The organism is Pseudomonas sp. IT-P171 (assembly GCF_949767765.1).
Classification (GTDB): Bacteria; Pseudomonadota; Gammaproteobacteria; order Pseudomonadales; family Pseudomonadaceae; genus Aquipseudomonas; species Aquipseudomonas fluorescens_B.
This window is the reverse complement of the sequence record NZ_CATKQN010000011.1, coordinates 495934-522373: the sequence shown is the minus strand read 5'-3', so window position 1 is coordinate 522373 and position 26440 is coordinate 495934. Positions and strand designations below refer to the sequence as shown.

The 26440-nt window shown below is 58.4% G+C and carries 16 protein-coding genes; 7 read left to right on the top strand and 9 right to left on the bottom strand.

Annotated features, from left to right (window positions below):
• Positions 1–175: 175 nt before the first annotated feature.
• From ACM6I5_RS10830 to ACM6I5_RS10815, 4 genes are all read left to right on the top strand, one after another.
• The gene (locus ACM6I5_RS10830) at positions 176–1093 is read left to right on the top strand and encodes a LysR family transcriptional regulator (protein WP_017338753.1); all 918 of its coding nucleotides are present in this window, start codon (positions 176–178) and stop codon (positions 1091–1093) included.
• Between the two features lie 311 nt (positions 1094–1404).
• Positions 1405–2658, top strand: a complete 1254-nt coding sequence (gene mexE, locus ACM6I5_RS10825) for a multidrug efflux RND transporter periplasmic adaptor subunit MexE (protein ID WP_414883799.1) — start codon at positions 1405–1407, stop codon at positions 2656–2658.
• Positions 2659–2673: 15 nt separating this feature from the next.
• Positions 2674–5856 (top strand): efflux RND transporter permease subunit, encoded by a 3183-nt coding sequence (locus tag ACM6I5_RS10820; RefSeq protein ID WP_017338750.1) that lies wholly within the window; start codon positions 2674–2676, stop codon positions 5854–5856.
• Positions 5853–7274, top strand: coding sequence for an efflux transporter outer membrane subunit (locus tag ACM6I5_RS10815; protein WP_017338749.1), 1422 nt, complete (start codon positions 5853–5855; stop codon positions 7272–7274). The genes ACM6I5_RS10820 and ACM6I5_RS10815 overlap by 4 nt, the downstream gene beginning before the upstream one ends.
• 140 nt (positions 7275–7414) lie before the next feature.
• On the opposite strand, the gene ACM6I5_RS10810 is transcribed toward ACM6I5_RS10815, so the two are convergent.
• From ACM6I5_RS10810 to ACM6I5_RS10795, 4 genes are all read right to left on the bottom strand, one after another.
• Positions 7415–8380, bottom strand: a complete 966-nt coding sequence (locus ACM6I5_RS10810) for an HlyD family secretion protein (protein ID WP_017338748.1) — start codon at positions 8378–8380, stop codon at positions 7415–7417.
• Between the two features lie 4 nt (positions 8381–8384).
• On the bottom strand, positions 8385–8585 hold the full coding sequence (locus ACM6I5_RS10805) for a DUF1656 domain-containing protein (protein ID WP_031318903.1): 201 nt from the start codon (positions 8583–8585) through the stop codon (positions 8385–8387).
• Positions 8575–10725 (bottom strand): FUSC family protein, encoded by a 2151-nt coding sequence (locus ACM6I5_RS10800; RefSeq protein WP_414883798.1) that lies wholly within the window; start codon positions 10723–10725, stop codon positions 8575–8577. Before ACM6I5_RS10800 ends, ACM6I5_RS10805 begins: the two co-directional genes overlap by 11 nt.
• 96 nt (positions 10726–10821) lie before the next feature.
• Positions 10822–15168 carry a hypothetical protein gene (locus ACM6I5_RS10795; RefSeq protein WP_414883797.1) on the bottom strand — a complete coding sequence of 1449 codons (4347 nt, stop codon included), beginning with the start codon at positions 15166–15168 and terminating at the stop codon, positions 10822–10824.
• Between the two features lie 191 nt (positions 15169–15359).
• Here ACM6I5_RS10795 and ACM6I5_RS10790 point away from each other — a divergent pair, with 191 nt between their 5' ends.
• The 3 genes from ACM6I5_RS10790 (at position 15360) to ACM6I5_RS10780 (ending at position 19762) form a co-directional block, all read left to right on the top strand.
• Positions 15360–16415 (top strand): tetratricopeptide repeat protein, encoded by a 1056-nt coding sequence (locus tag ACM6I5_RS10790; RefSeq protein WP_414880500.1) that lies wholly within the window; start codon positions 15360–15362, stop codon positions 16413–16415.
• A 177-nt stretch (positions 16416–16592) separates the two neighbouring features.
• Positions 16593–18095, top strand: coding sequence for an ATPase domain-containing protein (locus ACM6I5_RS10785; protein WP_031318901.1), 1503 nt, complete (start codon positions 16593–16595; stop codon positions 18093–18095).
• A complete protein-coding gene (locus ACM6I5_RS10780; RefSeq protein WP_414883960.1) occupies positions 18095–19762 on the top strand; it encodes a response regulator in 1668 nt (555 codons plus the stop codon). The genes ACM6I5_RS10785 and ACM6I5_RS10780 overlap by 1 nt, the downstream gene beginning before the upstream one ends.
• 130 nt (positions 19763–19892) lie before the next feature.
• Here the strand turns inward: ACM6I5_RS10780 and ACM6I5_RS10775 are convergent, their stop codons facing one another.
• The 5 genes from ACM6I5_RS10775 to ACM6I5_RS10755 all read right to left on the bottom strand — a co-directional run bounded on the left by ACM6I5_RS10775 (position 19893) and on the right by ACM6I5_RS10755 (position 26437).
• Complete coding sequence (locus ACM6I5_RS10775) at positions 19893–20270, bottom strand: response regulator (RefSeq protein ID WP_017338739.1); 378 nt, start codon at positions 20268–20270, stop codon at positions 19893–19895.
• A gap of 77 nt (positions 20271–20347) precedes the next feature.
• The gene (locus tag ACM6I5_RS10770) at positions 20348–21529 is read right to left on the bottom strand and encodes an ATP-binding protein (protein ID WP_414879101.1); all 1182 of its coding nucleotides are present in this window, start codon (positions 21527–21529) and stop codon (positions 20348–20350) included.
• The gene (locus tag ACM6I5_RS10765; protein ID WP_017338737.1) at positions 21523–22116 is read right to left on the bottom strand and encodes a chemotaxis protein CheB; all 594 of its coding nucleotides are present in this window, start codon (positions 22114–22116) and stop codon (positions 21523–21525) included. The genes ACM6I5_RS10770 and ACM6I5_RS10765 overlap by 7 nt, the downstream gene beginning before the upstream one ends.
• A complete protein-coding gene (locus tag ACM6I5_RS10760) occupies positions 22113–22946 on the bottom strand; it encodes a CheR family methyltransferase (protein WP_017338736.1) in 834 nt (277 codons plus the stop codon). Before ACM6I5_RS10760 ends, ACM6I5_RS10765 begins: the two co-directional genes overlap by 4 nt.
• On the bottom strand, positions 22946–26437 hold the full coding sequence (locus ACM6I5_RS10755) for a response regulator (RefSeq protein ID WP_414879102.1): 3492 nt from the start codon (positions 26435–26437) through the stop codon (positions 22946–22948). Before ACM6I5_RS10755 ends, ACM6I5_RS10760 begins: the two co-directional genes overlap by 1 nt.
• Between the last annotated feature and the right edge of the window lie 3 nt (positions 26438–26440).

Sequence of the window (26440 nt, the reverse complement as noted above, 5' to 3'; positions counted from 1 at the left end):
CATTGATTCCGCAGCGACGGCGACATCTTCAAATGTCGTAAGAAACCGAAGCAGCCTTTGTAGGAAAACTGAATTACTCGGTGCAGAGTAGCAGCCTTTCCCCGTAATATTCATGCCGGCCATTGTTCTCATATGGCCGCTCTCGTCAAGCTTGATGACTCTGCCAGGACTCCAGATGAATCGTAATGACCTGCGTCGTGTCGACCTGAACCTGTTGATCGTATTCGAAACATTGATGCACGAACGCAGTGTGACCCGCGCTGCGGAGAAATTGTTCCTCGGCCAGCCCGCCATCAGTGCGGCGCTCTCGCGCCTGCGCGGGCTGTTCGATGACCCGTTGTTCGTGCGCACCGGCCGCAGCATGGAACCGTCCGCCCGGGCGGTGGAGATCTTCGCCCTGCTTTCGCCGGCCCTGGACTCGATTTCCACCGCCGTCAGCCGTGCGGCGGAATTCGACCCGGCGACCAGCACTGCGGTGTTCCGCATCGGCCTGTCGGACGATGTCGAATTCGCGTTGCTGCCGATGCTGCTCAAACGCCTGCGCGCCGAATCACCGGGGATTGTGCTGGTGGTGCGTCGTGCCAACTACATTCTGATGCCGAGCCTGCTGGCTTCGGGCGAGATTTCAATCGGCGTCAGCTACACCGCCGACTTGCCGGCCAACGCCAAGCGCAAAGTGCTGCGTCGCAGCCTGCCCAAGCTGTTGCGTGCCGATACGGTGCCGGGGCCGTTGAGCCTGGACGACTTCTGCGAACGCCCCCACGCGCTGGTGTCTTTCGCTGGTGACCTCAGCGGCTTTATCGATGAAGAACTGGAAAAACTCGGACGCAAACGGCATGTCGTGCTCGCGGTGCCCCAGTTCAACGGGTTGAGCACGCTGATCAGCGGCACTGACATTGTCGCCACCGTGCCGGATTACACGGCGGAAGCATTGACGGCAGCCGGCGGTGTGCGGGCGGAAGATCCGCCGTTGCCGGTGCGCAGCTTTGAATTGCACATGGCATGGCGTGGGTCGCAGGACAATGATCCAGGAGAACGCTGGCTGAGGTCGCGGATTCAGATGTTCTTCGGGGATCCGGACAGCCTGTCCTGAGCCTGGCATTTTGTTGGGGTATACGCCCCCTTCGCGGGCAATCCTCGCGCCTACAGGAGTATGCAATTGACTGTAGGCGCGCGGCTTGCCCACGAGGGAAGCGACTCGGTCTCACGCCGATTACTTGCATTCCCGGCAACACAGAATTGCCGTCAAGCACATTGATCGCCCTCGTACGGCAGGCGCATGCTAGAGGGCTTGCTTCGACCTTATATCATTCCGAATGATAGTTACCTTCGCTTCATTCGATTCGTGCCATACCACCTCGCCGAGCATCATCCGCCCATCTCAATACATTGGCGGATGCATCCATGGAACAGTCACTCAAACATTTGCGCTTCCCCTTGGCCATGTTGGCCGTGCTGGTGATGAGCGCTTGCGGCAAGGCTCCGGAGTCTGCCGCGACCATGCCTGCGGCGAAAGTCAGTGTCGCCAAGGTGCTGGAACAACCGGTCAACGAGTGGGACGAATTCACCGGGCGCCTTGAAGCGCCGGAAACGGTAGAGATTCGCCCAAGGGTCTCCGGCCAGATCGATGATGTGGCCTTTACCGAAGGCGCACTGGTCAAGAAAGGTGACTTGCTGTTCCAGATCGACCCACGCCCGTTCCAGGCTGAGGTCCGCCGCCTCGAAGCGCTGGTTGCCCAATCCCGCGCCAATGCCACCCGCAGTGAAAATGAAGCCCAGCGCGGTGAACGTCTGCGCACCAGCAACGCGATTTCCGCCGAATTGGCCGATTCGCGCACAAGTGCGGCACAAGAAGCCCGCGCCGCAGTGGGTGCCCTTCAAGCGCAACTGGATCTGGCGAAACTTAACCTGAGCTTCACCCGCGTCACCGCGCCAATCAGCGGCCGCGTCAGCCGCGCGAAAATCACCGCTGGCAACCTGGTCACCGCCGATACCACCGCGCTGACCAGCGTTGTGTCCACCGACAAGGTTTACGCCTACTTCGACGCCGACGAGCGTGTGTTCCTCAAATACACCCAGCTCGCTCGCCAGGGCAAACGCGGCGCCACCACCCCGGTGTACCTGGGCCTTTCCAATGAGGACGGCAACCCGCACCAGGGCGTGATGAACTTCGTCGACAACCAGGTCAACCCGAAAACCGGCACCATCCGCGGTCGCGCAGTGTTCGACAACACCGACGGCATTTACACCCCTGGCCTTTACGCCCGTCTGAAACTGGTTGGCAGCGGCACCTACTCCGCCGTGCTGATCAACGATGAAGCCGTCGGCACCGACCTGGGTAAAAAGTTCGTGTTGGTGATGGATGCCGACAACAAAACCGCCTACCGCGCGGTCGAGCTGGGTCCGAAAATCGAAGGTCTGCGCATCGTGCGCAACGGCCTGAACAAGGACGACACGATCATCGTCAAGGGCCTGCAACGGGTACGTCCCGGTTCGCCAGTCACCCCTGAAGTGATCCCGATGGCCAGCGAACAAACCCTCGCGGCACTCGCACAACAACGACAAGCGCTGGAAGCCAGCAACCTGCCCCAAGTCGCGCCTGCCAAGGCCGCGCCGGGTTCGGTTGTGAAACTGGCTGCTGCGACTCCACGCGGTTAAGGGACAACAACTCCGATGAATTTTTCCCAATTCTTCATTTCACGGCCGATCTTTGCAGCGGTTCTGTCGCTGCTGATCCTGATCGCCGGCGCCATCTCGCTGTTCCAGTTGCCGATCAGCGAATACCCGGAAGTCGTGCCGCCGACCGTTGTGGTCCGTGCCAACTTCCCGGGCGCCAACCCAAAAGTCATCGGTGAAACCGTGGCCGCTCCACTGGAGCAAGCCATCACCGGCGTCGAGAACATGCTGTACATGTCCTCGCAGTCCACCGCTGACGGCAAGATCACCCTGACCATCACCTTTGCGCTGGGCACTGACCTGGACAACGCACAGGTGCAGGTGCAGAACCGCGTGACCCGGACCGAACCGAAGCTTCCAGAAGAAGTGACGCGTATCGGTATCACCGTGGACAAGGCATCGCCCGACCTGACCATGGTTGTGCACTTGACCTCGCCGGACAAACGCTACGACATGCTCTACCTGTCCAACTACGCCTTGCTCAATATCAAGGATGAGCTGGCGCGCCTGGGCGGTGTTGGTGATGTGCAACTGTTCGGTATGGGCGACTACTCCCTGCGAGTGTGGCTCGACCCGAACAAGACCGCTTCGCGCAACCTGACCGCCACCGATGTGGTCACCGCGATTCGTGAGCAGAACCGTCAAGTGGCTGCCGGTGCCTTGGGCGCCCCGCCTGCACCGAATGCCACTGCGTTCCAGTTGTCGGTCAACACCCAAGGTCGCCTGGTTTCTGAAGAAGAGTTCGAGAACATCATCATTCGCTCCGGCGACGACGGTGAAATCACACGTCTGAAAGACATCGCACGCGTTGAGCTGGGTTCCAGCCAATACGCCCTGCGCTCCTTGCTGAACAACCAACCGGCGGTGGCGATCCCGATCTTCCAGCGTCCGGGTTCCAACGCGATCGAAATCTCCAACGAAGTGCGCGACAAGATGGCGGAGCTGAAGAAGAGCTTCCCGGAAGGCATGGACTTCAGCATCGTCTATGACCCTACGATCTTCGTGCGCGGTTCCATCGAAGCGGTGGTTCACACCCTCTTCGAAGCACTGATCCTCGTGGTTCTGGTGGTGATCCTGTTCCTGCAAACCTGGCGTGCCTCGATCATTCCGTTGGTGGCGGTGCCGGTTTCGCTGATCGGTACGTTTGCGGTCATGCACCTGTTCGGCTTCTCGCTGAACGCCTTGTCATTGTTCGGATTGGTATTGGCCATCGGTATCGTGGTGGACGACGCCATCGTGGTGGTGGAGAACGTGGAAAGGCACATCGAGCTGGGAGAAACGCCCGTAGAAGCCACCAAGAAAGCCATGCGAGAGGTGACCGGACCGATCATCGCGACGGCGCTGGTGCTGTGTGCGGTATTTATCCCGGCGGCGTTCATTTCCGGACTCACCGGCCAGTTCTACAAACAATTTGCCCTGACCATTGCCATCTCGACCGTGATCTCGGCGTTCAACTCGCTGACACTGTCCCCTGCCCTGGCCGCCGTGCTGCTCAAGAGCCACCATGCGCCGAAAGATCGCTTTACCAAAGTGCTTGATAAGCTTTTGGGCGGCTGGCTGTTCCGTCCGTTCAACCGGTTCTTCGAACGCGCCAGCCATGGCTATGTCGGCACCGTAGCCCGGGTTATCCGCAGCAGCGGTATTGCCCTGCTGTTGTACGCAGGCCTGATGGTGCTGACCTTCTTCGGTTTCGCTCACACCCCGACCGGTTTCGTACCCGGCCAGGACAAGCAATACCTGGTGGCGTTCGCGCAACTGCCGGACGCTTCGAGCCTGGACCGCACCGAAGACGTGATCAAACGCATGTCCGACCTGGCCTTGAAACAGCCTGGTGTGGAAAGCGCTGTAGCGTTCCCGGGCCTGTCGATCAACGGTTTCACCAACAGCCCGAACGCCGGCATTGTGTTCGTGACCCTGAAACCGTTCGACGAGCGTAAAGACCCGAGCATGTCCGCCGGTGCGATTGCCGGTGCCTTGAACGGTCAGTTCGCCGGGATTCAGGAAGCCTACATGGCGATCTTCCCGCCACCGCCGGTACAAGGCCTTGGCACCATCGGTGGTTTCCGCCTGCAGATCGAAGACCGGGGCAACCTGGGCTACGACGAGCTGTACAAAGAAACCATGAACATCATCACCAAGAGCCACAACGTGCCGGAACTGGCCGCGCTGTTCACCAGTTACACCGTGAACGTGCCGCAGGTCGATGCCGCTATCGACCGGGAAAAAGCCAAGACCCATGGCGTGGCTGTCAGCGACATCTTCGACACCCTGCAGATCTACCTGGGTTCGCTGTATGCCAACGACTTCAACCGCTTCGGTCGCACCTATCAGGTCAACGTTCAGGCTGAGCAACAGTTCCGCCTCGAGCCGGACCAGATCGGTCAGCTGAAAGTGCGTAACAACAAAGGCGAGATGATCCCGCTGGCGACCTTTATCAAGGTCAGCGACACCTCGGGCCCGGACCGCGTGATGCACTACAACGGCTTCATCACCGCTGAAATCAACGGTGCAGCAGCCCCAGGCTACAGCTCCGGCCAGGCTCAGGCGGCCATCGAGAAACTGCTCAAGGAAGAACTTCCGAACGGCATGACCTACGAGTGGACCGACCTGACCTACCAGCAGATTCTGTCCGGCAACACCGCGCTGTTCGTGTTCCCGCTCTGCGTATTGCTGGCGTTCCTGGTACTCGCGGCCCAGTACGAAAGCTGGAGCCTGCCACTGGCAGTGATCCTGATCGTACCGATGACCCTGCTGTCGGCCATCACGGGTGTGATTGCTTCGGGAGGCGACAACAACATCTTCACCCAGATCGGCCTGATCGTACTGGTGGGACTTGCGTGCAAGAACGCGATTCTGATCGTCGAGTTCGCCAAGGATAAACAGCAGGACGAAGGCATGACCCCGCTGGCTGCGGTGCTCGAAGCCTGCCGCCTGCGTCTGCGGCCGATCCTGATGACCTCCTTCGCGTTCATCATGGGTGTGGTGCCACTGGTGTTCTCCAGCGGTGCCGGTGCTGAAATGCGTCATGCCATGGGTGTGGCGGTGTTCTCCGGGATGCTCGGGGTGACCTTCTTCGGTCTGTTGCTGACACCGGTGTTCTACGTATTGATTCGTAACTTTGTGGAGCGCGGTGAGAAACGCAAAGCGGCCAAGGCCCTGAAACTGGAGGCGCAACAATGAGCCTGAAAGCCTTCCTGCCGAGCCTGCTGGTACTGGCCCTGAGTGCCTGTGCCGTCGGCCCGGACTACAAGACCCCAGCCACTGAACCGGCCAACATCACCACCGCCACCGATGGCGCTGCCGGCCAGAAGAACTTCGACCGCTCGCGTTTCGAAGGTATCTGGTGGCAGCAGTTCGAAGACCCGACTCTCAACCAGTTGGTGACGCAATCGCTGCAGGGCAACCGTGATTTGCGCGTGGCCTTCGCGCGCTGGAAAGCGGCCCGGGCGATTCGCGATGACGCCAGCAATGACGCCATGCCGACCATCACCAGCCGCGTCAGCAGTGATCTGGGCAAAGGTCAGATTCCGGGCCAGACCACCAAACGGGTCAACAGCGAACGCTATGACCTGGGTCTGGACATGGCCTGGGAACTGGACCTGTTCGGTCGCATCCAGCGCAACCTGGAATCCAGCGACGCCGAACAGCAAGCGGCCGAAGCCGACCTGTACCAACTGCAAGTCAGCATGATTGCCGAATTGGTGGATGCTTACGGTCAACTGCGCGGCGCACAACTGCGGGAAAAGATTGCCCTGGCCAACCTGAACAACCAGCAGGAGTCGCGCAAGATCACCGAAAGCCTGCGTGATGCCGGCGTCGGCGATCAGCTCGATGTGGTCCGCGCCGATGCTCGCCTGGCGGCCGTCGAAGCCAGCGTGCCGCAGTTGCAGGCTGAACAGGTGCGGCAGAAAAACCGCATCGCCACGTTGCTGGGTGAGCGCCCGGACAAGCTGACGGTGGACCTGAGTCCGAAAGAATTGCCAGCGATTGCCAAGGCGCTGCCGATCGGTGATCCCGGCGAACTGCTGCAGCGTCGTCCGGATATTCTCAGCGCCGAACGCAAACTGGCTTCGGCCACGGCCCGTATCGGTGTGGCCAAGGCGGATCTGTTCCCGCGGGTCAGTCTCAGTGGTTTCCTCGGCTTTACTGCCGGGCGTGGTTCGCAGATCGGTTCCTCGGCGGCCAACGCCTGGGCACTGGGCCCAAGCATCACCTGGGCAGCGTTTGACCTGGGCAGTGTTCGAGCTCGCTTGCGCGGTGCCGACGCGGAGGCCGAAGGCGCTCTGGCGACCTACGAGCAGCAAGTGCTGCTGGCGCTGGAAGAATCGGAAAACGCCTTCAGCGATTACGGCAAACGCCAGCAACGCCTGATTTCTCTGATTCGTCAGAGTGAATCCAGCCGCGCAGCCGCCGACCTGGCAGAAATTCGCTACCGCGAAGGGTCGTCGGACTTCCTCGTCCTGCTTGATGCCCAACGCGAACGTCTGGCGGCGGAAGATACCCAGGCCCAGGCTGAAGTCGATCTGTATCGCGGCATTGTCGCGATCTACAAGGCCCTTGGCGGCGGCTGGCAACCGGAGACGGTCGCCAGCCAGTAACAGAGCTCTTTTGGTTGGCCGCAACCAACCCTTTTTTTGCCCCGCGCCTCATTCGGTCGCGGGGCTTTTTTTTGTCTGCAGTTATGTTGCATTCCCCTGTGGGAGCGAGACCGGCAAGCCAGTCTCGCTCCCACAGGGGATTAACGGTGATCTTGAGCATTGTGGCTTTCCTGGATGGTCACTGTCGCCGTCGTCCCCGCCCGCAGTTTGTCCTTGCCGGCATAGTCGGCGTCGATCTTGATCCGCACCGGCACCCGCTGTGCCAGTTTGACCCAGGTGTAACTGGGATTGATGTTGGCCAGCAAACGGCCGCCAGGCAGGTTTTCCCGGTCGGCAATGGCGAAAGCGATGCTTTGCACGGTGCCGCCAAAACGTTCGCCACTCATCAATTCAATGTCGACCCGGTCGCCCTCCCCGATTCTCGGTAGTTTGGTTTCTTCAAAATAGCCGCTGATGTAAAAGGAGTCGCTGTCCACCAGCGCCACCAACGGACCACCCGCGGTCGCATAGTCGCCCTGTCGGGTCAGCAGATTGGTGACGTAGCCACTGACCGGCGATTCGACCCGCGTGCGCTCCAGGTCGTGCTCAGCCTCGGCCAATGCGGCGATGGCCAGATGCACATTGGCCTGGGCAAAACCCAGGTTAGCCTGGTTGCGCATCAAATCGGCCTGGGCCACCGAGACATCGGTGCTGGATTTTTCCCACTCTTCACCGGAAATCGCCGCGCGCTCCTTGAGTGTACGGCGACGGCGTTCCTCACTCTGACGCTGCTTGAGCAGCGCCTGGCTGGCCACGATGGTCGCTTCGGATTGCCCCAGCGCGGCCTTCGCCACTTCCACCGACCGCTTCGCATGCTCCACGGCCAGGATGTAGCGCGAGGGATCGATTTCCAACAGCAACTGGCCCTTCTCCACATGCTGGTTATCCTGCACGCCAAGGTTGACGATGCGCCCCGCGACATCGGCGGACAAGGTCACCACATCGGCACGCACCCGGGCATCCCGGGTCCAGGGGGCACGGGTGTAATGTTCCCAGGCGAACCAGCCAAGCACAAAGGCCAGCACTACCACGGCCACTGTCGTGAGTCGGGCGAGGATTTTCTTCACTGCATCAGGCTCCCATCAGCAGAATCAACGTGGCACACACGCAGGCGTACAGCGCGCCCTCGAACAAGGCTTCATGCCACACGAACTGCAACACGCCGAGGCGCCGCAAAATCCAGTCCAGCAACAGATAAATCGGCAAGCCCAGCAGCAGCGCCTGAGCAATCGGCGGCAGGTAGACACCGCCTATTTCCATATCAATCGGCAAGGACAGGTACTCCTGCTGTGGGCGTTGCGGGTTCAAAGTGGCCACGGTGACGCTCCAGGAACGACACCACGATCAATAACGCCACGCGCATGCGAAACACCGACCACAAATGCTCATGGACGCCGGAATGCAGCGCATCCAGTTCATCGCCCAGGGCATGCAGGCTATCGAGCACGCGATCCACTTCAGCGTCGGCCCGGCCGGCGACCAGTCGCCCGGTTTCCCTAACCGTAGCGAACAGGCGGTTTTGCACTTCCGGGCTCAGTAACGCGTTGTCCTGCCCCTGTTGCCTGAGCTGGTTCAACGCAATGCCCAGCGCCATGCAACCGAGGCTGACATCGAACAAGTCACGCGCTGGCTTGTCCTGGATGGACGGCAACAGTCCCAGCATCATGGTCAGGCGGTCGACCATGCGACTCTCGAAGGCAAACTGGTTTTGATCCGTGGGCGGAATTTTCAGCAAGGCGTAGACCTGCTCGCAATTCTCCTGGTGCAGCCGGCGAATGCGCAGTACAGGCCTGAACGGAAAGATCAAGGTATACACACTCAACGCCAACGCGGCGGCGCAGACATACGAGCCGGCAAATTCGAACCACTGGGTCGCGGTGTTTTGCCCCAGCCCCGTGTTCTGCGGGCCCAGTAACAGAAAGGTCGACAACCCAAGCCCAATCCCCGTCCCCGTGGTGGGCGGGCTGGACAATCCCACTGCGACGGCATACAGCAAGGGCGCCAGTAACAGCGCCAACAGCTCGAAACTGCTGATCATCGGCACCAGCGAAAATTGCAGAAATGCCGACACCACCAGCGCCAGTCCCAGGCCCCGGGCAAAACTCTGGGCGGCCAGCAGAGGACGCGGAAACGTGGCCATCAGCGAGCAGAGAATCCCGGCAACGATCATGCCGCCCCGTGCGCCGTCCCAACCGGTTTCGATCCAGATCAGACCGGCCACCATCAGTGCGCAAAAGGCGCGGATCGCGTTCGTCGCCGCCAGGGTGTAGTCCATGTGCAGCGGGTTCTTCTGCCCGCGATAGAGGCTGCTGGCTTTGCGCCCGCTCTGGATCGCATCGCTCAGTTCCAGAATCGTTTCAAACTGCTGCAACAGACGCGCCTGTTCCCAGCGCAATGACCACGACAGCGAACGCAAGGTCGCCGAAAACGGCTCGATGAGTTGCTCCGAACGGTAGGCCAGATCATCGAAGCGCTTCTGCAACGCTGCGAATTGGCGCCGTTGCTCATTAGGCATCGCACGCCCCAACTGCGCCAGTTGATCGAGGAACAACACTTCTTCGGCGAGCAAACGCTGAACCTCCTGGGGAATCTCGCCTTCCAGACGCTCGAGCAATAACTGCCTCTGATGGCGCAACGCGGTGAGCCGAGCGGTCAGCAGCACCAATTGGTTGCCGAGCAATTGCACCAGGTCATCGGCACTGCGCAAACGCGGCGCATCGTAATACAGATGCCGCCGTACCCCTTCCAGTGCGCTGATCTGACCGAGCAGCTGCATTTGCCGAAGATGGAAATCGGCCTCGCTTTCCTCGGTACGAATCGCAGCGCTGGCATGGGTCGCCAGCAGTTTGATCACCTGATCGATCCTGGCAAAGTAATCCTTGGCCACGGCCTCCGGGCGCGCAGTCAGAAGGCTGACGACACACACGCAGGCCACCGCGAGCAACGTTTCGGTCACGCGGGTCACGGCGAGCAGGAAGGTGCCGTCCTGATCAGGGACCGCCAGGAGTCCCACCACCACCGCGGTATAACCGCTGAGTACAAAGGCCTGGGAACTGGTGTAGCGCAACAAGGTGCCACCGGCGGTACACAGCGCCAGCCACAGGGACAGCGTAATGAGAAAAGGCAGCGGCGCCTGGGGGAAGATCCCCATGATCACCACGGCCACCATCGCGCCCAGGGTCGTGCCGATGACCTGGCCGAAGCTGCGGGCCAACGCCATCCCGGCCAATGGCTGGCTGACGATGACCACGGCCATGATCGACCACTTGGGCTGGTCGAGGTCGAACAGAAACGCCAGGTACAGCGTCAACAGCCCGGCCGCGATGGTTCTCAAGGCAAACAGCACTACCCCCGGACCAGGGTTGAGTATTGCCTTGAAGTATTGAAGCAGCGGTTGCATGGGAGTGCTCATCGAGTCATCTCCTGCAAGCGTAGTCACTGGATGGGAGGGCCGGATGAGTTTGTGCGCTGCACAATCCAATCAACAGTGAGAATGCGCAGCACCCGGTCAGCTTTGAGCTGTACTGTTTTGTTTAACTTCTTTTTCCATGTGTGGGGAGTTGATCTGTGCAGGTTTGGAGTTGTTATCTTGAACAGGTTTTTTTATCGGAAAAGGAACCGACTCCGCAAAGGGATTGGGTATGCTTTTTAAGATGGCGCGATCCAGCGCGCTCGGATTGGGTATGAATTTTCCAGCACGATCGTAGGCACCTAGTATCTTCGATCCCGGAATATTATTCTCATAAGTGACTTGATACGGATTTGAACCCAACCGTGATTGAGAGCCAGCTTTCCAATTATCATTTCTTACAACATCACTCCCACTCTTGGTTCTGCCATCAATCAGATAGGTATACCCCCCTTGCTTTCCTCCCTGGTGATAGGCACCCATACCATTGCTGTCGTAATAACCTGATGTTTTCACCCCTGAATTGTTTCCACTCTTGAAGCCTTTGGCAAATACCTCGTGGGGCGACCGCATGTCTCCGCGCATGGTAAATCCTCTATACACATAGCCTTCTTTAGGGCCGGCAAAATACAAGACACGCGAACGGTCCATCAGTCTTTGTGCAACCTCAGGTCCTTTGCCCAACGACTTCAATCGACCTACAACCACATTACTGGTTAACTTTCGATTTACCTTGTCCTGAATAATCCACGGATTCCTGACTCTGGGAGCAATCCATTTTTCTATTTTTTTAGCATTGGCCGAGAGCGGTGAAGACGGGCGCCCATATTTTGGAAAGTGCCTGGAAAGCTCTTTAGGGAAAACCTTGTCAAACTTCAAGCGCTCACCAATTTTCCCAGCAATACGGGAGTCCACCACCCTGGAGAATATTTTCCCCAGTACTTTACCGATATACGGTCCAGCGACTTGGCCAATCATTCCCTTTATTGCATTGGCTTTATGTCGACTTGCTTCCAGAGGGTCATCATTTACCGCCCCCCGCACGTATTGAGCCCCAGAGGCGCTAGCCCCCATCATAAAGATAAAGGCAATACCTGCGACCGGAGCTCCTGGCATCGCCAATATGATGGTAAAACCAGCCAATGCATCCGCCAAAATACCCAGCAATTTATCGACTGTCCGCTCTTCCAATGTTGAAGTCATCGTATCCATATCAGATTTGGCTTTATCAACCACTTCCTTGAACAATTCTTTAAAGGCATCGTGTTCGTCCTCATAACGGGTGGCGCCGTCCTTTCGGCCAAATATAATTGGCGTATAAGGCCATTTATAATCGCTGTACACATTCAAGGGATTCCACCCCCAGACAAATCGCCCTTGACTGTGCTGAAAATCATCATCATCACGGGACAACAAGTTTTTCAGGGGGATTCGTTTTGACAGTTCACTTCTTAACTCCGGAAATTCCTCTATTGATTTTCCGTCCTTTTCAAACAGTTCAGCAGGACTCTCGATCACCGTTTCATTCCCGCTCAGGAAAACAAACAATCCCTCTGGGCCTCTCCCCTTGGACAAAAAAACAGCGTTCGAAACAGGAAGCATATCGCTGTATTTACCGTGCTTTATAGCGATGGGCCTTATCGGGATTTCTCCGCGCATATACTGATTGGCGACTTCTTTGCCTTGCACTGAGATGTGCGCACCTTCGAGACAGTCGCTGACGACCTGCTGCAACTTGTATTTAAGATTCGCCTTCCATAACTCGAAAGACTTTGGCTGAGACAAAACTTTTTCCGAACGGCTTTTATAGTCTTCCCAGAGGTTACTTTCCTTCACGGCATTTTTGAAACCTTCTGTAAATCCAGAAGGCCAATTAATTTTCATCTCTTCGCGTGATTGCGCTTCTTTCTCGTGTCGCCCCATCATCAATTCGGCCAAGCTGAACATTTTATGTCTGCTGGCTACTTTTTGATAATAGTTACCCTTGCTCGCCAGCGGACGTGGCGTGTCGTAGTCAACTCTGAACTTTGTTTGTTGATTTACTTTCGATTTCAAATCAGGAGGCAAATCCGAGTCGACGACGACCTGCTGTACAGATGACAAAACAAACAAAGACGGGTCCAATACTAACTGCAGTTCGACATAATCCTTGATAAATAAATCTGCCGCCTGACTGATCGTGACACCGGGTGCGATTTCCTCACCCGGCTTTATGGCAATCTCGGCGTCTAATGCGCGCTGTCCCGCCTGAATGAGCCAGTGTGCTGACGCATGCGCAGTTACGCCGCTTTCTGAGGTCTGCATTTCGGAACTCATCCCCAAACTGCGTCTCTTACGAACATGTATCGGCATATCGCCCATTAATGGAGCGGCATCAGCAGTAACGGCGGCCTCGGTCGTTGATCCATTATCCGGATCGGCCTCAAACTCAACATTTGCATCTAATGCCGCCAACACAGTGACTTCATTGAGGTAATCCTGATAGGTCACATTTTGGTTGCCAGGTACAGGCCGCTGCAAAAGTGCCTCAAGGTTCTCGACCAGTTGTGGATCGTCGGCGGGATCAGGGTAGTCGGACTCGCTGATCCATTTTTTTACTTCATTTGCGAATTCCGGCAGATCCCCAAATAGATCCTCTACACCATCGACAACATATTCATCAAACACCGCTTCTTCATTCGGCACAGCACCCGGATCGAGTTCAACCCCCTGTAAAGGATCAATCGCCTGTTCTGGTTCAGGTAGTGACCAACTTGCGTAGAAGTTACTGATCGCCACGTATGCAGCAAACACGCCCGTAGCCCGACCTGGATTTCGCTCTATCAAGTCACCCGTTTGACCGAGAACCGCAACTCCCGTGCTGATTAAACTGCTGCTCATTCGGCCGAGCCAGCTCGCCATTTGCCCCCCGACAACTTGCATTTCGGACAGGAAGGGGCCGGGCGAACCCGCGGGCTGATCATTCAAGGTTTCGGTTGTAGGCTGGTAAACCCGGAGAGGTTCAAGCATGGCTTCCATCTCGATCTGTTCATCGGCATAAGCACTGCCCCAAGGCATTGCTTTTCGGGCGAACTGATCCAGAATTTCGTCCACTTGTGCCGCTAGCTGTCCGAGCTGCGCGATGGCCGGCGGGCGTTCCGGACCTGGCTCGAGCGGCGATCTGGAAAAGTCGGACGCGCCATTTTTCCAGGCACCACTGTCTGGCTCCGCAGCGGGCCGATCTGTTACAGGGGTACTGCCCAACTTCACGGCGTCAAAGGTGGGCCGGCTGGTTGAAATATGGCTACTGTCCAGTCTTAAAGCGTTAAAGATGTCCAGCGCATTGCAGACATATAAAAGTTTGCCGACCAAGCTGTCGGGAACACGCGGGCCGTTTCCGGTGACGCTGGAGTAGAAGTCTGCGCTGCGCTCAAAGCTCTGCAGGCTCTTCAGCAACCCATCCGAGCCGTCATTAGACAAGGGAGGCGTTACCGACGTGTGTGTTGAGTTCATCAACGCTGAAAACGAAATCGGGCGTCCGAACACACCTTCCAACCAACTGGGGCCGACCAACCACTCCAGCCAGGTCAGCTCTGCATCATCGCCGGGTTTGACTTGATCGCGCAGGGCTTTGACCTCTGTCACATAGTGCTCCGTCCAACGTATTCGCTTTACATCCCCCTTTTCGAGATGGCGGATAAACGCTTCCAGCTGAGCATGTACATCCCGTGGAGGAGGCCGCAGGTCTGACGCGTCTTCCAGCATCATCAGCGCACTGTCGAGTGCGCCATCGCTTGAGCGAATGTACTGCCGGCCCTGTGCCGTGAGATTTTTCAGGGTTTCCCAGTGAACATCCGCAAGCATCTCTTCGTTCGCAATCCGCTCGTCCCGCAGTTCACTCGAGCGATCCAGCTGTGACTGGATGAATCCCGTCGCTCCTTCGGTTTTCTGTCCACTCGGAAACCTTACGTTTTCGCCCAAAGCGGCCTGCCATTTGTCGGGTGGCAAGTGGCACAGCACGTCGATAATTTCTTTCAGTCGCACGTCATCCAGCGAACCAAGTGGCCGGACCGAACGCAACATCGCGTCAGCAAACAGTCCGGCAATGGCTTTGCCAGTTTCTGTTTGCAAGATCCCGCTGCTCAGGACCGCCAATGCTTCCTGCTCGGAAAGCGTTTTCGTCATCAGCTGGTTTTTGAGTAAGGACCACTGGCACTCAAGATCGATCTGATCAAGAAAAGCCCTCGCAGATGAACTGAATGTACCGCGCGCGAGTACCGGTGGCGGAATATCTGCGTTCGATGCAGTGGGCGCTGCCGAAGATAAACTGAGGTTGTCCATGACCCGAGAACTATTCCCGGCTAGCAGAAGCGCGGTGGAGATTGGTGTTTTCACCGTTGCGTCATTGGCAGATGGAAATTTCGGCGACGCAGAACTGACTTGTGTTGCATTGCGCAGGTGAGGCATGAACGATTTTCCGTCTCGACTGGATCAGACGCAAAGCATGTATAGCCGCCCCGAAAACATCTTGTAAAAAAAGCCCGTATGTGTGCGAGGTCAGAACATTTGTTAAGTCGTTTAACCGACCAAGGTTTGACTCCCGTCCCAGACTGATCAAAGCTGACACTCATTTGCTAGTGCCTCAGCCTCGGATTTCCATGCCCAAGTCCCGCCGTTATTTGTTTATCAGCCTCTGCGTACTGATTGCCATCGGCCTTGCGTGGGGCTTCCTGCGCAGTACGACCCCTGTGGTGCCTGAAGCGATCAGGCGTGGTTACAGCGAAGCACTGACGCAAGCCAGGGCTGGTCAACCGGGCGCCGCGCGCGTGCTTTATCAGCAACTGGGGCGTCCTGACATTTCCCCCAAACGCCGCGTATGGCTGCATGCCGAGCTGCCCAACTACCCCAGTTCCGTGGCCCTGAAACTGGCGGACGCTGACCTGCAGCATCCCTCGGCCGATGTGCGCATCGCCGCCATCAGAAGCATCAGCGGGCTGGTCCCCAACGGTCAGCGCAGCCTGCTGTTGGGCCCGTTGCTCGATGACAGCGAACCACGTGTCCGGTTTGCCGCGGTGAACGCGCTGCTGGGGTTGTCGCCGGACGACCTCGGTTTGTATTTCGGACCGTTGCAGCAAGCCATCGATGCATGGGAACAGGCGCTCACCCAAGCGCCTGAAAGCGCCGACAACCAGTATCAGCTGGCCCGGTTGCACCTGCACAATGCTGAATTCAAAGCGGCGCAACAGGCGCTTGAAAACACCTTGCGCCTGGCCCCCGACAATCTGCCCGCACTGGTGATGCAGATCGAAGTGCTGGACCGGCAAGGACAAAGCGAAGCCGCCCGGCTGCTATTGGCCAAACAGTTGAAAGCCCAGCCCGAGTCAGCCTACCTGCAACATGCCCTGGGGATGTGGTTGCTGCACCACGGTCAGAGTGAGTTCGCCCTGCTCGGCTTGTCCAAGGCGGTGGAACTCGAGCCGGACAACAAGGATTATCGCTACGATCTGGCGACGACGCTGCATGACGAGCAAGAGCTTGAAGCGGCGCAGAAACAATTGCAGGAAATCGTCCAGCGCCACCCCGCCGACCGCAAGGCCCGGGTCTTGTTGATCAACTACTGGAAAGAAAGCGGGCAGCTGCAAAACGTGCAGATCCTGTTGGCCCAACTTGAACAACTCAACCCCGACGACCCGGCACTGCAACAAGGTCTTTAAAAGATCGCAGCCTGCGGATGAACGCATCCGCCGCAGGCTGCGATCTTTTGCTTTTGCACAATCCCCACCCCAAAAAGTGTTGAACGCTCTTCGCGGCCAATGGTCAAGTGATCAGGCAGTCCATTCAGGCACTTCAGGCCTGCTGCCTCGCTTCCCCTAGTCATGAGAGGGCATTTTTTGTCTACATCTAACGAGTTGTTCAGTGCAAAAGCCGCCACCGGCATCGAAGGTCTGGATGACATCCTGGCCGGTGGATTGTCCCGCGGTCACGTGTTTTTGCTGGAGGGCGAGCCCGGAACCGGCAAAACCACCGTCGCTTTGCATTTTCTGTTGGCCGGCGCCAGAGCCGGAGAGCGCTCGTTGTACATCACCCTGTCCGAAACCGAACGCGAACTGCGTCAAGGGGCGTTGTCCCATGGCTGGGAGCTGGATGAAAACATCCACATCTTCGAGCTGACGCCGCCGGAAAGCCTGCTCAATGCCGAGCATCAGCAGAGCCTTTTGTATTCCTCGGACCTTGAGCTGGGTGAAGCCACCAAGCAGATTTTCGAAGTGGTCGAGCGGGTCAAGCCGACTCGCGTCGTGCTCGACAGCCTTTCTGAAATCCGGCTACTGGCACAAAGCTCCCTGCGCTACCGTCGCCAGATCCTCGCGATCAAACACTATTTCGTGCGCTATGACGCCACGGTGGTGTTGCTGGACGACCTGACCACCGAGTCCCTCGACAAGACCGTGCACAGTGTCGCGCACGGCGTGATTCGCCTGGAAGAATTGACCCCCAACTATGGCGCCGAGCGCCGGCGCATCCGCGTGGTGAAGTATCGCGGCCAGAAATACCGCGGCGGCTTCCATGACTTCACCATCATGGGCGACGGCGTACATGTGTTCCCGCGTCTGGTGGCCGCCGAACACCGTGGAGGGTATATCCGCCAGCAGTTGACCAGCGGCATCAAGGAGATGGACGCCCTGCTCGGCGGCGGTATAGAAACCGGTTCGAGCACATTGATCCTTGGCCCCGCCGGCACCGGCAAATCACTGATCTCGATGATCTTCGCCGCCGCCGCCGTGGCCCGGGGCGAGAAAGCCGCACTGTTCATTTTCGATGAAGAGCTGGGCCTGCTGTTCGAGCGCATGAAAAACATGGGGATCGACCTCAAGGCCCTGCAAGACACCGGCAACCTGCATATAGAACAAGTCGATGCCGCCGAGCTGTCCCCTGGCGAGCTTTCCTACCGGGTTCGTCGGTGCGTCGATGAGCGCGATATCAAAACCGTGGTGATCGACAGCATCAATGGCTATCAAGCCGCAATGCCCGAAGAGAACGCTCTGGTGCTGCACATGCACGAGTTGTTGCTGTACCTCAATCGCCGGGGCGCCGCGACCTTCATGACCGTAGCCCAACATGGGCTGGTCGGTGACATGCAAGCGCCCGTGGACATTACCTACCTCGCCGATACGGTCATTTTGTTGCGCTATTTCGAAGCGCTGGGCAAGGTCCGCCGGGCGATCTCGATCATCAAGAAACGCACCGGCAGCCATGAATCGACCATTCGCGAATACCGCATCAGCTCCAAGGGCATGACCATCGGCGAACCGCTGGACGCGTTCCAGGGTGTATTGCGCGGCGTCCCGACTTATCTGGGTGCGAGCAATCCTTTGCTCGGGGATGAAATCCCGTGATGGTCCAGGAAGCGACGTCCGAACGCGCGATCATCCTCGCGCCACTGGGACGTGACAGCCAGATTGCCCTGATGATGCTCAATGAAGCGGGTTATGCCGGGGTCATCACCCGTGACCTGGTCGGCCTTTGCGCCGAACTGGAGCATGGCGCCGGGTTGTTGCTGATCTCCTCCGAGGCGTTGCTGGGCAGTGATGTCGAACCGTTGTTCGCATTGATCGAGCAACAGCCCGCATGGTCGGACCTGCCCATCGTGCTGATGACCTACCATGGCGGCCCCGAACAGAACCCCGCCTCACGCTTCGGCCCGCAACTGGGCAACGTCACCTTCCTTGAACGCCCATTTCATCCGGTGACGCTGATCAGTCTGGTGACCACCGCGTTGCGCGGTCGCCGACGACAGTATGAAGCCAGGGATCGGCTGATCGATCTGAGTCAAAGTGAACTGCGCCTGCAAACCACCCTCGAAACCCTGGAACAGCAGGTCGAGGAGCGCACCGCACAGTTGCGCCACAACGAAGAAGCCCTGCGCCAATCGCAGAAAATGGAAGCGGTCGGTCAACTCACCGGCGGCATAGCCCACGACTTCAACAACATGTTGACCGGGATCATCGGCAGTCTGGAACTGCTGCGCCGACGCCTGGCACGCGGACGCACCGAGGATCTGGACAGCCTGATCGACCTGGGCGTGACCTCCGCCAACCGCGCGGCAGGCCTGACTCACCGCTTGCTGGCGTTCTCCCGTCGTCAGTCGCTGGACTCCAAACCCGTGGCGATGAACACCCTGGTGGTGTCCATGGGCGAGTTGCTGCAGCGCAGTATCAATGAAAGCATTCACCTGGACATGCAGCTCAGCGAGCCATTGTGGGTGGCAGAGGCCGACCCCAATCAACTGGAAAGCGCCCTGCTCAACCTGGTGATCAATGCACGGGATGCCATGCCCGACGGTGGAAATCTGGTGGTCAGCACCGGCAATCGGTATCTGGACAGCGATTTCACCGAAGCCCACAGCAACCTGGAACCCGGCGATTACGTGGTGCTCAGCGTGACAGACAGCGGCTGCGGAATGCCGCAAAGCACGATCAACCGCGCTTTCGATCCGTTTTTCACGACCAAGCCGATCGGCCAGGGCACCGGGCTTGGCTTGTCGATGATCTACGGTTTCAGCAAACAATCACGCGGCCACGTCGCCATTCACAGTGAAGTGGGCGAAGGCACTACGGTGAGTCTGTTTCTGCCGCGTTTCAGTGGTGACCTGCCCCAGGATTGTCCGTCAGACGTGCAGCACGCGCTGTTCGCGCAGAACGGCGAAACAGTGCTGATCGTCGAGGATGACCCGGCCGTGCGGGTGCTGGTCAGTACAGTGCTGAGTGACCTGGGTTATGCTTTCGTCGAGGCCGGCGATGCCGACAGCGCGGTGCCGATTCTGGATTCCGGACAGCGTATCGACCTGATGATCAGCGACGTCGGGCTACCCGGCATGAACGGTCGGCAACTGGCAGAAATCGGTCGGCAGTACCGGCCCGATCTCAAGGTATTGTTCATCACCGGCTATGCAGAACACGCGGCGGTGCGCGGCGGGTTCCTCGATCCTGGCATGCAGATGATCACCAAGCCGTTTACCTTCGACCTGTTGACGGCGAAGGTGCGGGAGATGATCCGGATCTGAATACCCCGACATGCCTATGCAGGGAATGCTGAAGGCTGCGATCTTTTGATCTTTGGCCACATCGCGCTGACGCCAGATCAAGATCAAAGGATCGCAGCCTTCGGCAGCTCCTACGGGATACCGTAGGAGCTCAGGAGAGCATCTCCTGCATCATCTCCTGCAACACATCCAGATCAAACGGCTTCGCCAGAATCGGCGCCTTGCGTGTGATCGGGCTGTCGGTCTCGCGGATTTCCTGCGGGTAGCCGCTGATGAAAATCACCTTGAGTTCCGGTCGCAGTTTCACGGCGGGTTCGGCGATCTGTACGCCAGAGATCCCGCCCGGCAGGCGAAAGTCGGTGATCATCATGTCCAGGTGCGGCTTGCTCGCCAGGATCTCGAAGGCCTGCTCGCCGTTTTCCGCCTGCAACACCCGGTAGCCCTCACCCGACAGATAGGCCGACAGCACCATCAGAATCGAGGGGTCATCTTCGACGATCAGTACGACGTCTTGTGCATCTTCACTCATGGGAAGCCTTTGTTCGGTCAATAGCTGCTGATACGACCCCGGGGTCGATCAGAGGTTGCGTTTATCCGGCTGTTTTCCTACAGCGGCAGACAAACGCGAAACAAGGCGCCTTCGCCAATCCGGCTCTCGACGGTGATGGAACCGCCATGGGCGGTCACAATCTGTTCTGAAATAAACAACCCCAGGCCCAGCCCGGCCACGGCATGCCTGGCCGTCACGCGCTCGAACTGCTGGAAAATACGCTTCTGGTTTTCCTGATCGATGCCGATCCCCTGATCGCGCACTTCCACCAGCGCCTGATCGCTCTCACTGTACACCTTCACGCTGATCGGGCTCTTGGCGCCGTAACGCAACGCATTGGTCAGCAGGTTGGAAATCACCTGTTCAATGCGAAATTCATCCCAGTTGCCCTGCACCGGTTGCTCGGCGTCCAGCGTGACCGAGGATTCGGCGGCATCGATCTGCGGGGCGAAATTTTGCAGCAAGTTGCGCACCAATGCCGACAGGTCGAAGCGTGTCGGGCGGATCGACAGCTTGCCGGTGCGAATGCGCGACACATCCAGCATGTCCTCGATCAGGCGGATCAGGCTTTTGATTTGCCGTTCGTCGCGGTCGACCATCGCGTGCATCTTGTCCAGGGTGAACGCCGCGGCGTTGTCCCGGGCCAGGTGCATCTTGCGCAACTGGGTTTCGAGGATCAGACCGTTGAGCGGCGTGCGCACTTCGTGGGCGACGATCGACATGAAATCATCGCGCATGCGGACGGCCTGCTGCAGTTCCTGCTGGGTACTCTGCAACTGTTCAAGCAGCGCTTGTTGTTCGCGGCGGCTCTGCTCCAGCGCTTCGACCTGTTGCTTCATGGCCTTGCTCTGGCGATACAGGTCGACGAACACGTTGACCTTGCTCTTGACCGCGTGGATATCCAGCGGCTTGTGCAGGAAGTCGACGGCGCCGCTTTCATAACCTTTGAACGCATAGTTCAGTTCACGGCCGGCGGCACTGACGAACACAATCGGAATGTTCTTGGTTTTTTCCGTGCCGCGCATCAATTCGGCGAGTTCGAAGCCGTTCATGCCAGGCATCTGCACGTCAAGAATAGCCATCGCGAATTCGTGCTGCAGCAGCAGCGACAAGGCTTCGTCGGCGGACAAGGCCTTGTAGACCATGCGGTCTTCACGCTTGATCAGCGCTTCGAGCGCCAAAAGGTTCTCCGGCAGATCGTCGACGATCAGCAGTTTGGCTTGGATGTTACTTAGCATGCTATTCGTTCCAGCTCGACAAGCAGACGGCCAATGCCGCGTAAGGGGAGAACATGGTCTGGCTGATGGGTATCCAGCGCCGCCAAGGGCATGGTCGCGACTTGGGCTTCATCCGGGTCCTGCACGATGGTCAGGCCGCCACGACGCTTGACCCTGGCCATGCCGCTTGCGCCATCGCGGTTGGCGCCGGTCAACAGGACGGCGGCCAGCGCCGGGCCGTAGGCATCGGCAGCTGACTCGAACAGGTAATCGATCGCAGGCCGCGAATAATGCACGCGATCTTCCAGGCTCAGAGAAAAGGTGCGGTCCTGCTCCACCGACAAGTGATAGCCGGGCATGGCGAAATACAGCGTCCCGGCTTCGATCGACGTTTTGTCACGGGCTTCCTGAACACGCATGGCCACGCGTCGGGCAAACACGTCGGCCAGGTGACTGCGACGCTCGTCGGGCAGGTGCAGCACCACAATGATCGGCAGCACGAAGCCTTCACGCAGCGGGCTGAGGATACTCAGCAACGCCTCGACGCCGCCGGCTGATGCACCGATCACGATAGCCTCCACAGAAGACAACTGCGCTGCGTTGTTCATGATTTACGGTAGATCCGTTCTTGTTTGACCAAAGGCTCGAACTGGTTGCCGAAGGCCGAAAATTCCGGGGTTTCCTTGCTGCCCAGCACCAGAAAACCACGATGACAAAGGGATTCGTGGAACAACCCGAACGCCCTATCCTGAAGCTTTTTATTAAAGTAAATCAATACGTTACGACACGAAATTAACTGAGTTTCTGAAAAGACACTGTCGGTCGCCAGGCTGTGGTCAGCGAAGGTCACGTTCTCACACAGGCTCTTGTCGAAAATCGCGTAGCCGTACGCCGCCGTGTAGTAGTCGGCGAACGAACGCTGGCCACCTGCCTGCTGGTAGTTGTGAGTGTAGGCGCGGACATTCTCCATGGAGAAAATCCCCTGCTTGGCCTTGTCCAGCGAACGCGGATTGATGTCGGTGGCGTAGATAATGGTGCGATCGAGCAAGCCTTCTTCGCGCAGCAGGATCGCCATCGAATAGACCTCTTCACCGGTGCTGCAACCGGCGATCCAGATCTTGATCGAGGGATAAGTCTTGAGCAGCGGCACCACTTCCCTGCGAATGGCGAGGAAGTGCGAAGGATCGCGGAACATCTCGCTGACCGGGATCGTGAGCAATTGCAGCAGCTGCATGAATGCCATTGGATCGTGCAGCACTTTCTCTTGCAGCGCCGAAATGGTGGCGCACTCGAACTGGCTCAACGCGTGGTGGACGCGACGCTTGATCGACGCGCCAGAATAATCGCGAAAGTCATAGCTGTATTTGAGGTAGATCGCCTCGATCAACAACCGCAATTCGATTTCGCTGTTTCGCTCCACTGAACTAATGCGTTCCACTAAATGCGTTCCATCTTCGGTAGCCACACGCGAATCAGCGAGAACAGGCGATCCAGGTCGATAGGCTTGGCCAGGTAATCGTTGGAACCGGCCTGCAGGCAGCGCTCCTGATCGTCCTTCATGGCCTTGGCCGTCACCGCAATGATCGGCAGCTTGCGCCAGCGTGGGTCCTGACGAATCAAGGTCGTCGCCTCAAAACCGTCCATCTCCGGCATCATCACGTCCATCAACACCAGATCGATGTCCTCTACTTCATTCAATTTCTCAATCGCTTCCCGGCCATTCCGGCCAATGACCACGATTGCACCCTTATGCTCCAGCGCGCTGGTGAGGGCGAAGATGTTGCGAACATCGTCGTCCACCAGCAGCACTTTGCGACCCTCGAAGACCTTGTCACGACTGCGCGCGGTCTTGAGCATCGTCTGCCGTTCATGGGACAACCGGGATTCGACTTTGTGCAGAAAGAGTGTGACTTCATCCAGCAAACGCTCAGGCGAGCGCGCACCCTTGATGATGATCGAGCGCGAATACTTGCGCAGCTCGGCCTCTTCGTCGCGGGTCAGGTTGCGCCCGGTGTAGACGATCACCGGCGGGAACGAACAGATATCCTCGGTCGACATGCGCTTGAGCAGATCGTTGCCGAGCATGTCCGGCAGTTTCAGGTCGATGATCATGCAGTCGAAAATCGTCGTGCGCAGCAGGTCCAGCGCATCCTGCGCCAGGCCGACGGCGGTGATTTCGATGTCCTCGTCGCCGATCAACCGGGCAATGCTGTCGCGCTGCAAATCGTCGTCTTCCACCAGCAGCACGCGCTTGACCTTCTGGGTCAGCTTGGCTTCGAGGCGGGCGAACACGTCCTTGAGCTCCTCGCGGGTGGTCGGCTTGACCGCGTAACCGATCGCGCCCATGTGCATGGCGGCTTCGACGCGATCTTCGACCGAGATCACGTGCACCGGGATGTGTCGGGTATCGGCGTGTTCCTTGAGACGTTGCAGCACGGTCAAACCTGAGTGATCCGGCAGGCGCATGTCCAGCAGGATCGCGTCGGGAATGTATTCCCTGGCCAAGTCGTAGCCTTCGTCGGCGCCATGGGCCACCAGGCACTGGTAACCCAGTTCGTGCGCCAGGTCGTAGAGAATGCGCGCGAAGTTCGGCTCGTCCTCGACCACCAGAATGCAGCGCGTCGTGAACGGCGCATTCGTGCGGTCATCGTTGAAGCGCGGGATGTCGACTTCGGCAATCAGCGGCGCCAGCGCAGCGGGTGCGATTTTCGGCGTCATGACCACCGGTGAAGCCTTCATCGGCTCGATCGGCGTGTCGCCCGGTTCAACATACTGCTGCGGCAAGACCAGGGTAAACACACTGCCCTGCCCCGGTTCGCTGGTGACGCTGATGGAACCGCCAAGCAAGGCCGCCAGGTCACGAGAAATCGACAGGCCCAGCCCCGTGCCGCCATAACGACGATTGGTGGTGCCATCGGCCTGGCGGAACGCTTCGAAGATACTTTCCTGCTGATCCGCGGCAATGCCAATCCCCGAGTCGCGGACGATAAACGCCACGCCTTCGTTTGGCTGACTGGCCACCGTCAGGCTGACCGAACCTTGCTCGGTGAACTTCACCGCGTTGGACAGCAAATTCTTGATCACCTGCTCCAGACGCTGACGGTCAGTGAAGATCATCGTCGGCGCGCCGGGTTGCAGATCAACCTGGAAATCCAGCTTCTTGTCCGTGGCCATCGGCTGGAACATTCCGCGCAAACCGTCGACCAGACGGGCGACGCTGGTGTTCTCCGGACGCACCTCAAGCTTGCCGGCCTCGACCTTGGAAATGTCGAGGATGTCGTTGATCAGGTTCAGCAGATCGTTACCGGCCGAATAGATCGACTCGGCGAACTTGACCTGCTCGGCGGTGAGGTTTTCCTGAGGGTTTTCCGCCAGCAGCTTGGCCAGGATCAACGAACTGTTCAGCGGTGTGCGCAGTTCGTGGGACATGTTGGCAAGGAACTCGGATTTGTATTTGCTCGAGCGCTGCAACTCTTCGGCGCGTTCTTCAAGCTGAGTCTGGGCCTGATTTAGCTCGGTGTTTTTCAGGTCCATGGCATCGCGCTGCTCGGCGAGGATCTGCGCCTGGTCGGCGAGCTGTTCGTTGGTCTGTTCCAGCTCGACCTGCTGGGTTTCCAGATGCGCCTGGGATTCCTTGAGAATCCGTGATTGCTCTTCCAGCTCTTCGTTGGCCGTCTTGAGCTCTTCCTGCTGGACTTGCAGCTCTTCATTGAGCTGCTGGGTTTCGGCCAGCACCTCCTGCAGGCGCTGGCGATAGCGTGCTGCCTCGATCGAAGTGCCGATATTGCCGGCGATCAGCTCGAGGAGTTCGACGTCGCGGTCGTTCAACGGACGCAAAAAGCCCAGTTCAATGACACCGTTGACCCGATCGTCATCGCTGGTAGGCACGACCAGCACGCTGTGCGGCAGGCCTTCACCGAGACCGGAGGTGACTTTGAAGTAGTCGCTCGGAACGTGGTCAAGCCGGATCAGGCGCGCCTGTTGCGCCACCTGGCCAACAATCCCTTCATCGCTGTAAATCTGCTGATTGCGTTCTTCCTGCTCCCGGGAAAAGCCGTAGGACGCCACCCGCTTGAGGCCGCCGTGTTCTTCACGCACATAAATAGCCGCGACGGCCGTGCCCAGGTATTGCGCACAAAACTGCAGAATATTGCGACCCAGCATATTCAGGGACAATTGCCCCAGCACCTGCTCGGCCAGCTCGGTCTGACCGTTACGCAGCCATGCCTGCTGTTCCAGGCGCTGAGCACTGGCTTGTTGCGCGGCCAGTGTGGCGCTGTAACTTTGCGACAGGTTGAGCAAATCCCGTCGGCCGATATAAGCCAGCAACGCGCTGATACCGAGGATGAACACCAGGTATAGGCTAATGCTCCAGATCGTGGTGCGGCGCACTTCTTCGTTGCGCGCGGTGCGCAACTGCTGCTCCATGTCGATCACATCTTCGAATTGCTTGCGGATCTCGTCGGTCAGGCGTTTGCCGCGCCCGGCCTGAACGGCGCTGCGGTAATCACCGCCGGCGCGCTGCAGGTCGATCATGTTTTGCGCATACGTAGCCCACTCATTCTGCAAGGCCTGGAGCCTTTGCAGCCGATCCGTTTGTACCGAGTTGTCCGCAGTGAGTTCAAGCAAGGTCTTGACCGCCACCGCGACTCTCGGCCGGGCGGTTTCGTAGGGTTCGAGGAACTTCTCGTCGCCCGTGAGGAGGAAGCCACGCATGCCGGTTTCAAGATCAACGGTCAGCTTCACCGCTTCATTGGCGTTATTGATCACCCGGTCGGTGTGCTCGACCCATTGGATCACCGACAGCAAATAAGTGATCAGCGAAACAAAGAACACCGCACTGAGTACGCCGACGCCCAATGGCAGGCTGACGTTGCGGCTCAGGAGTTTACGGAATCGTTGCTCGTCAACCGAGGACGCGGTGGTCATGGG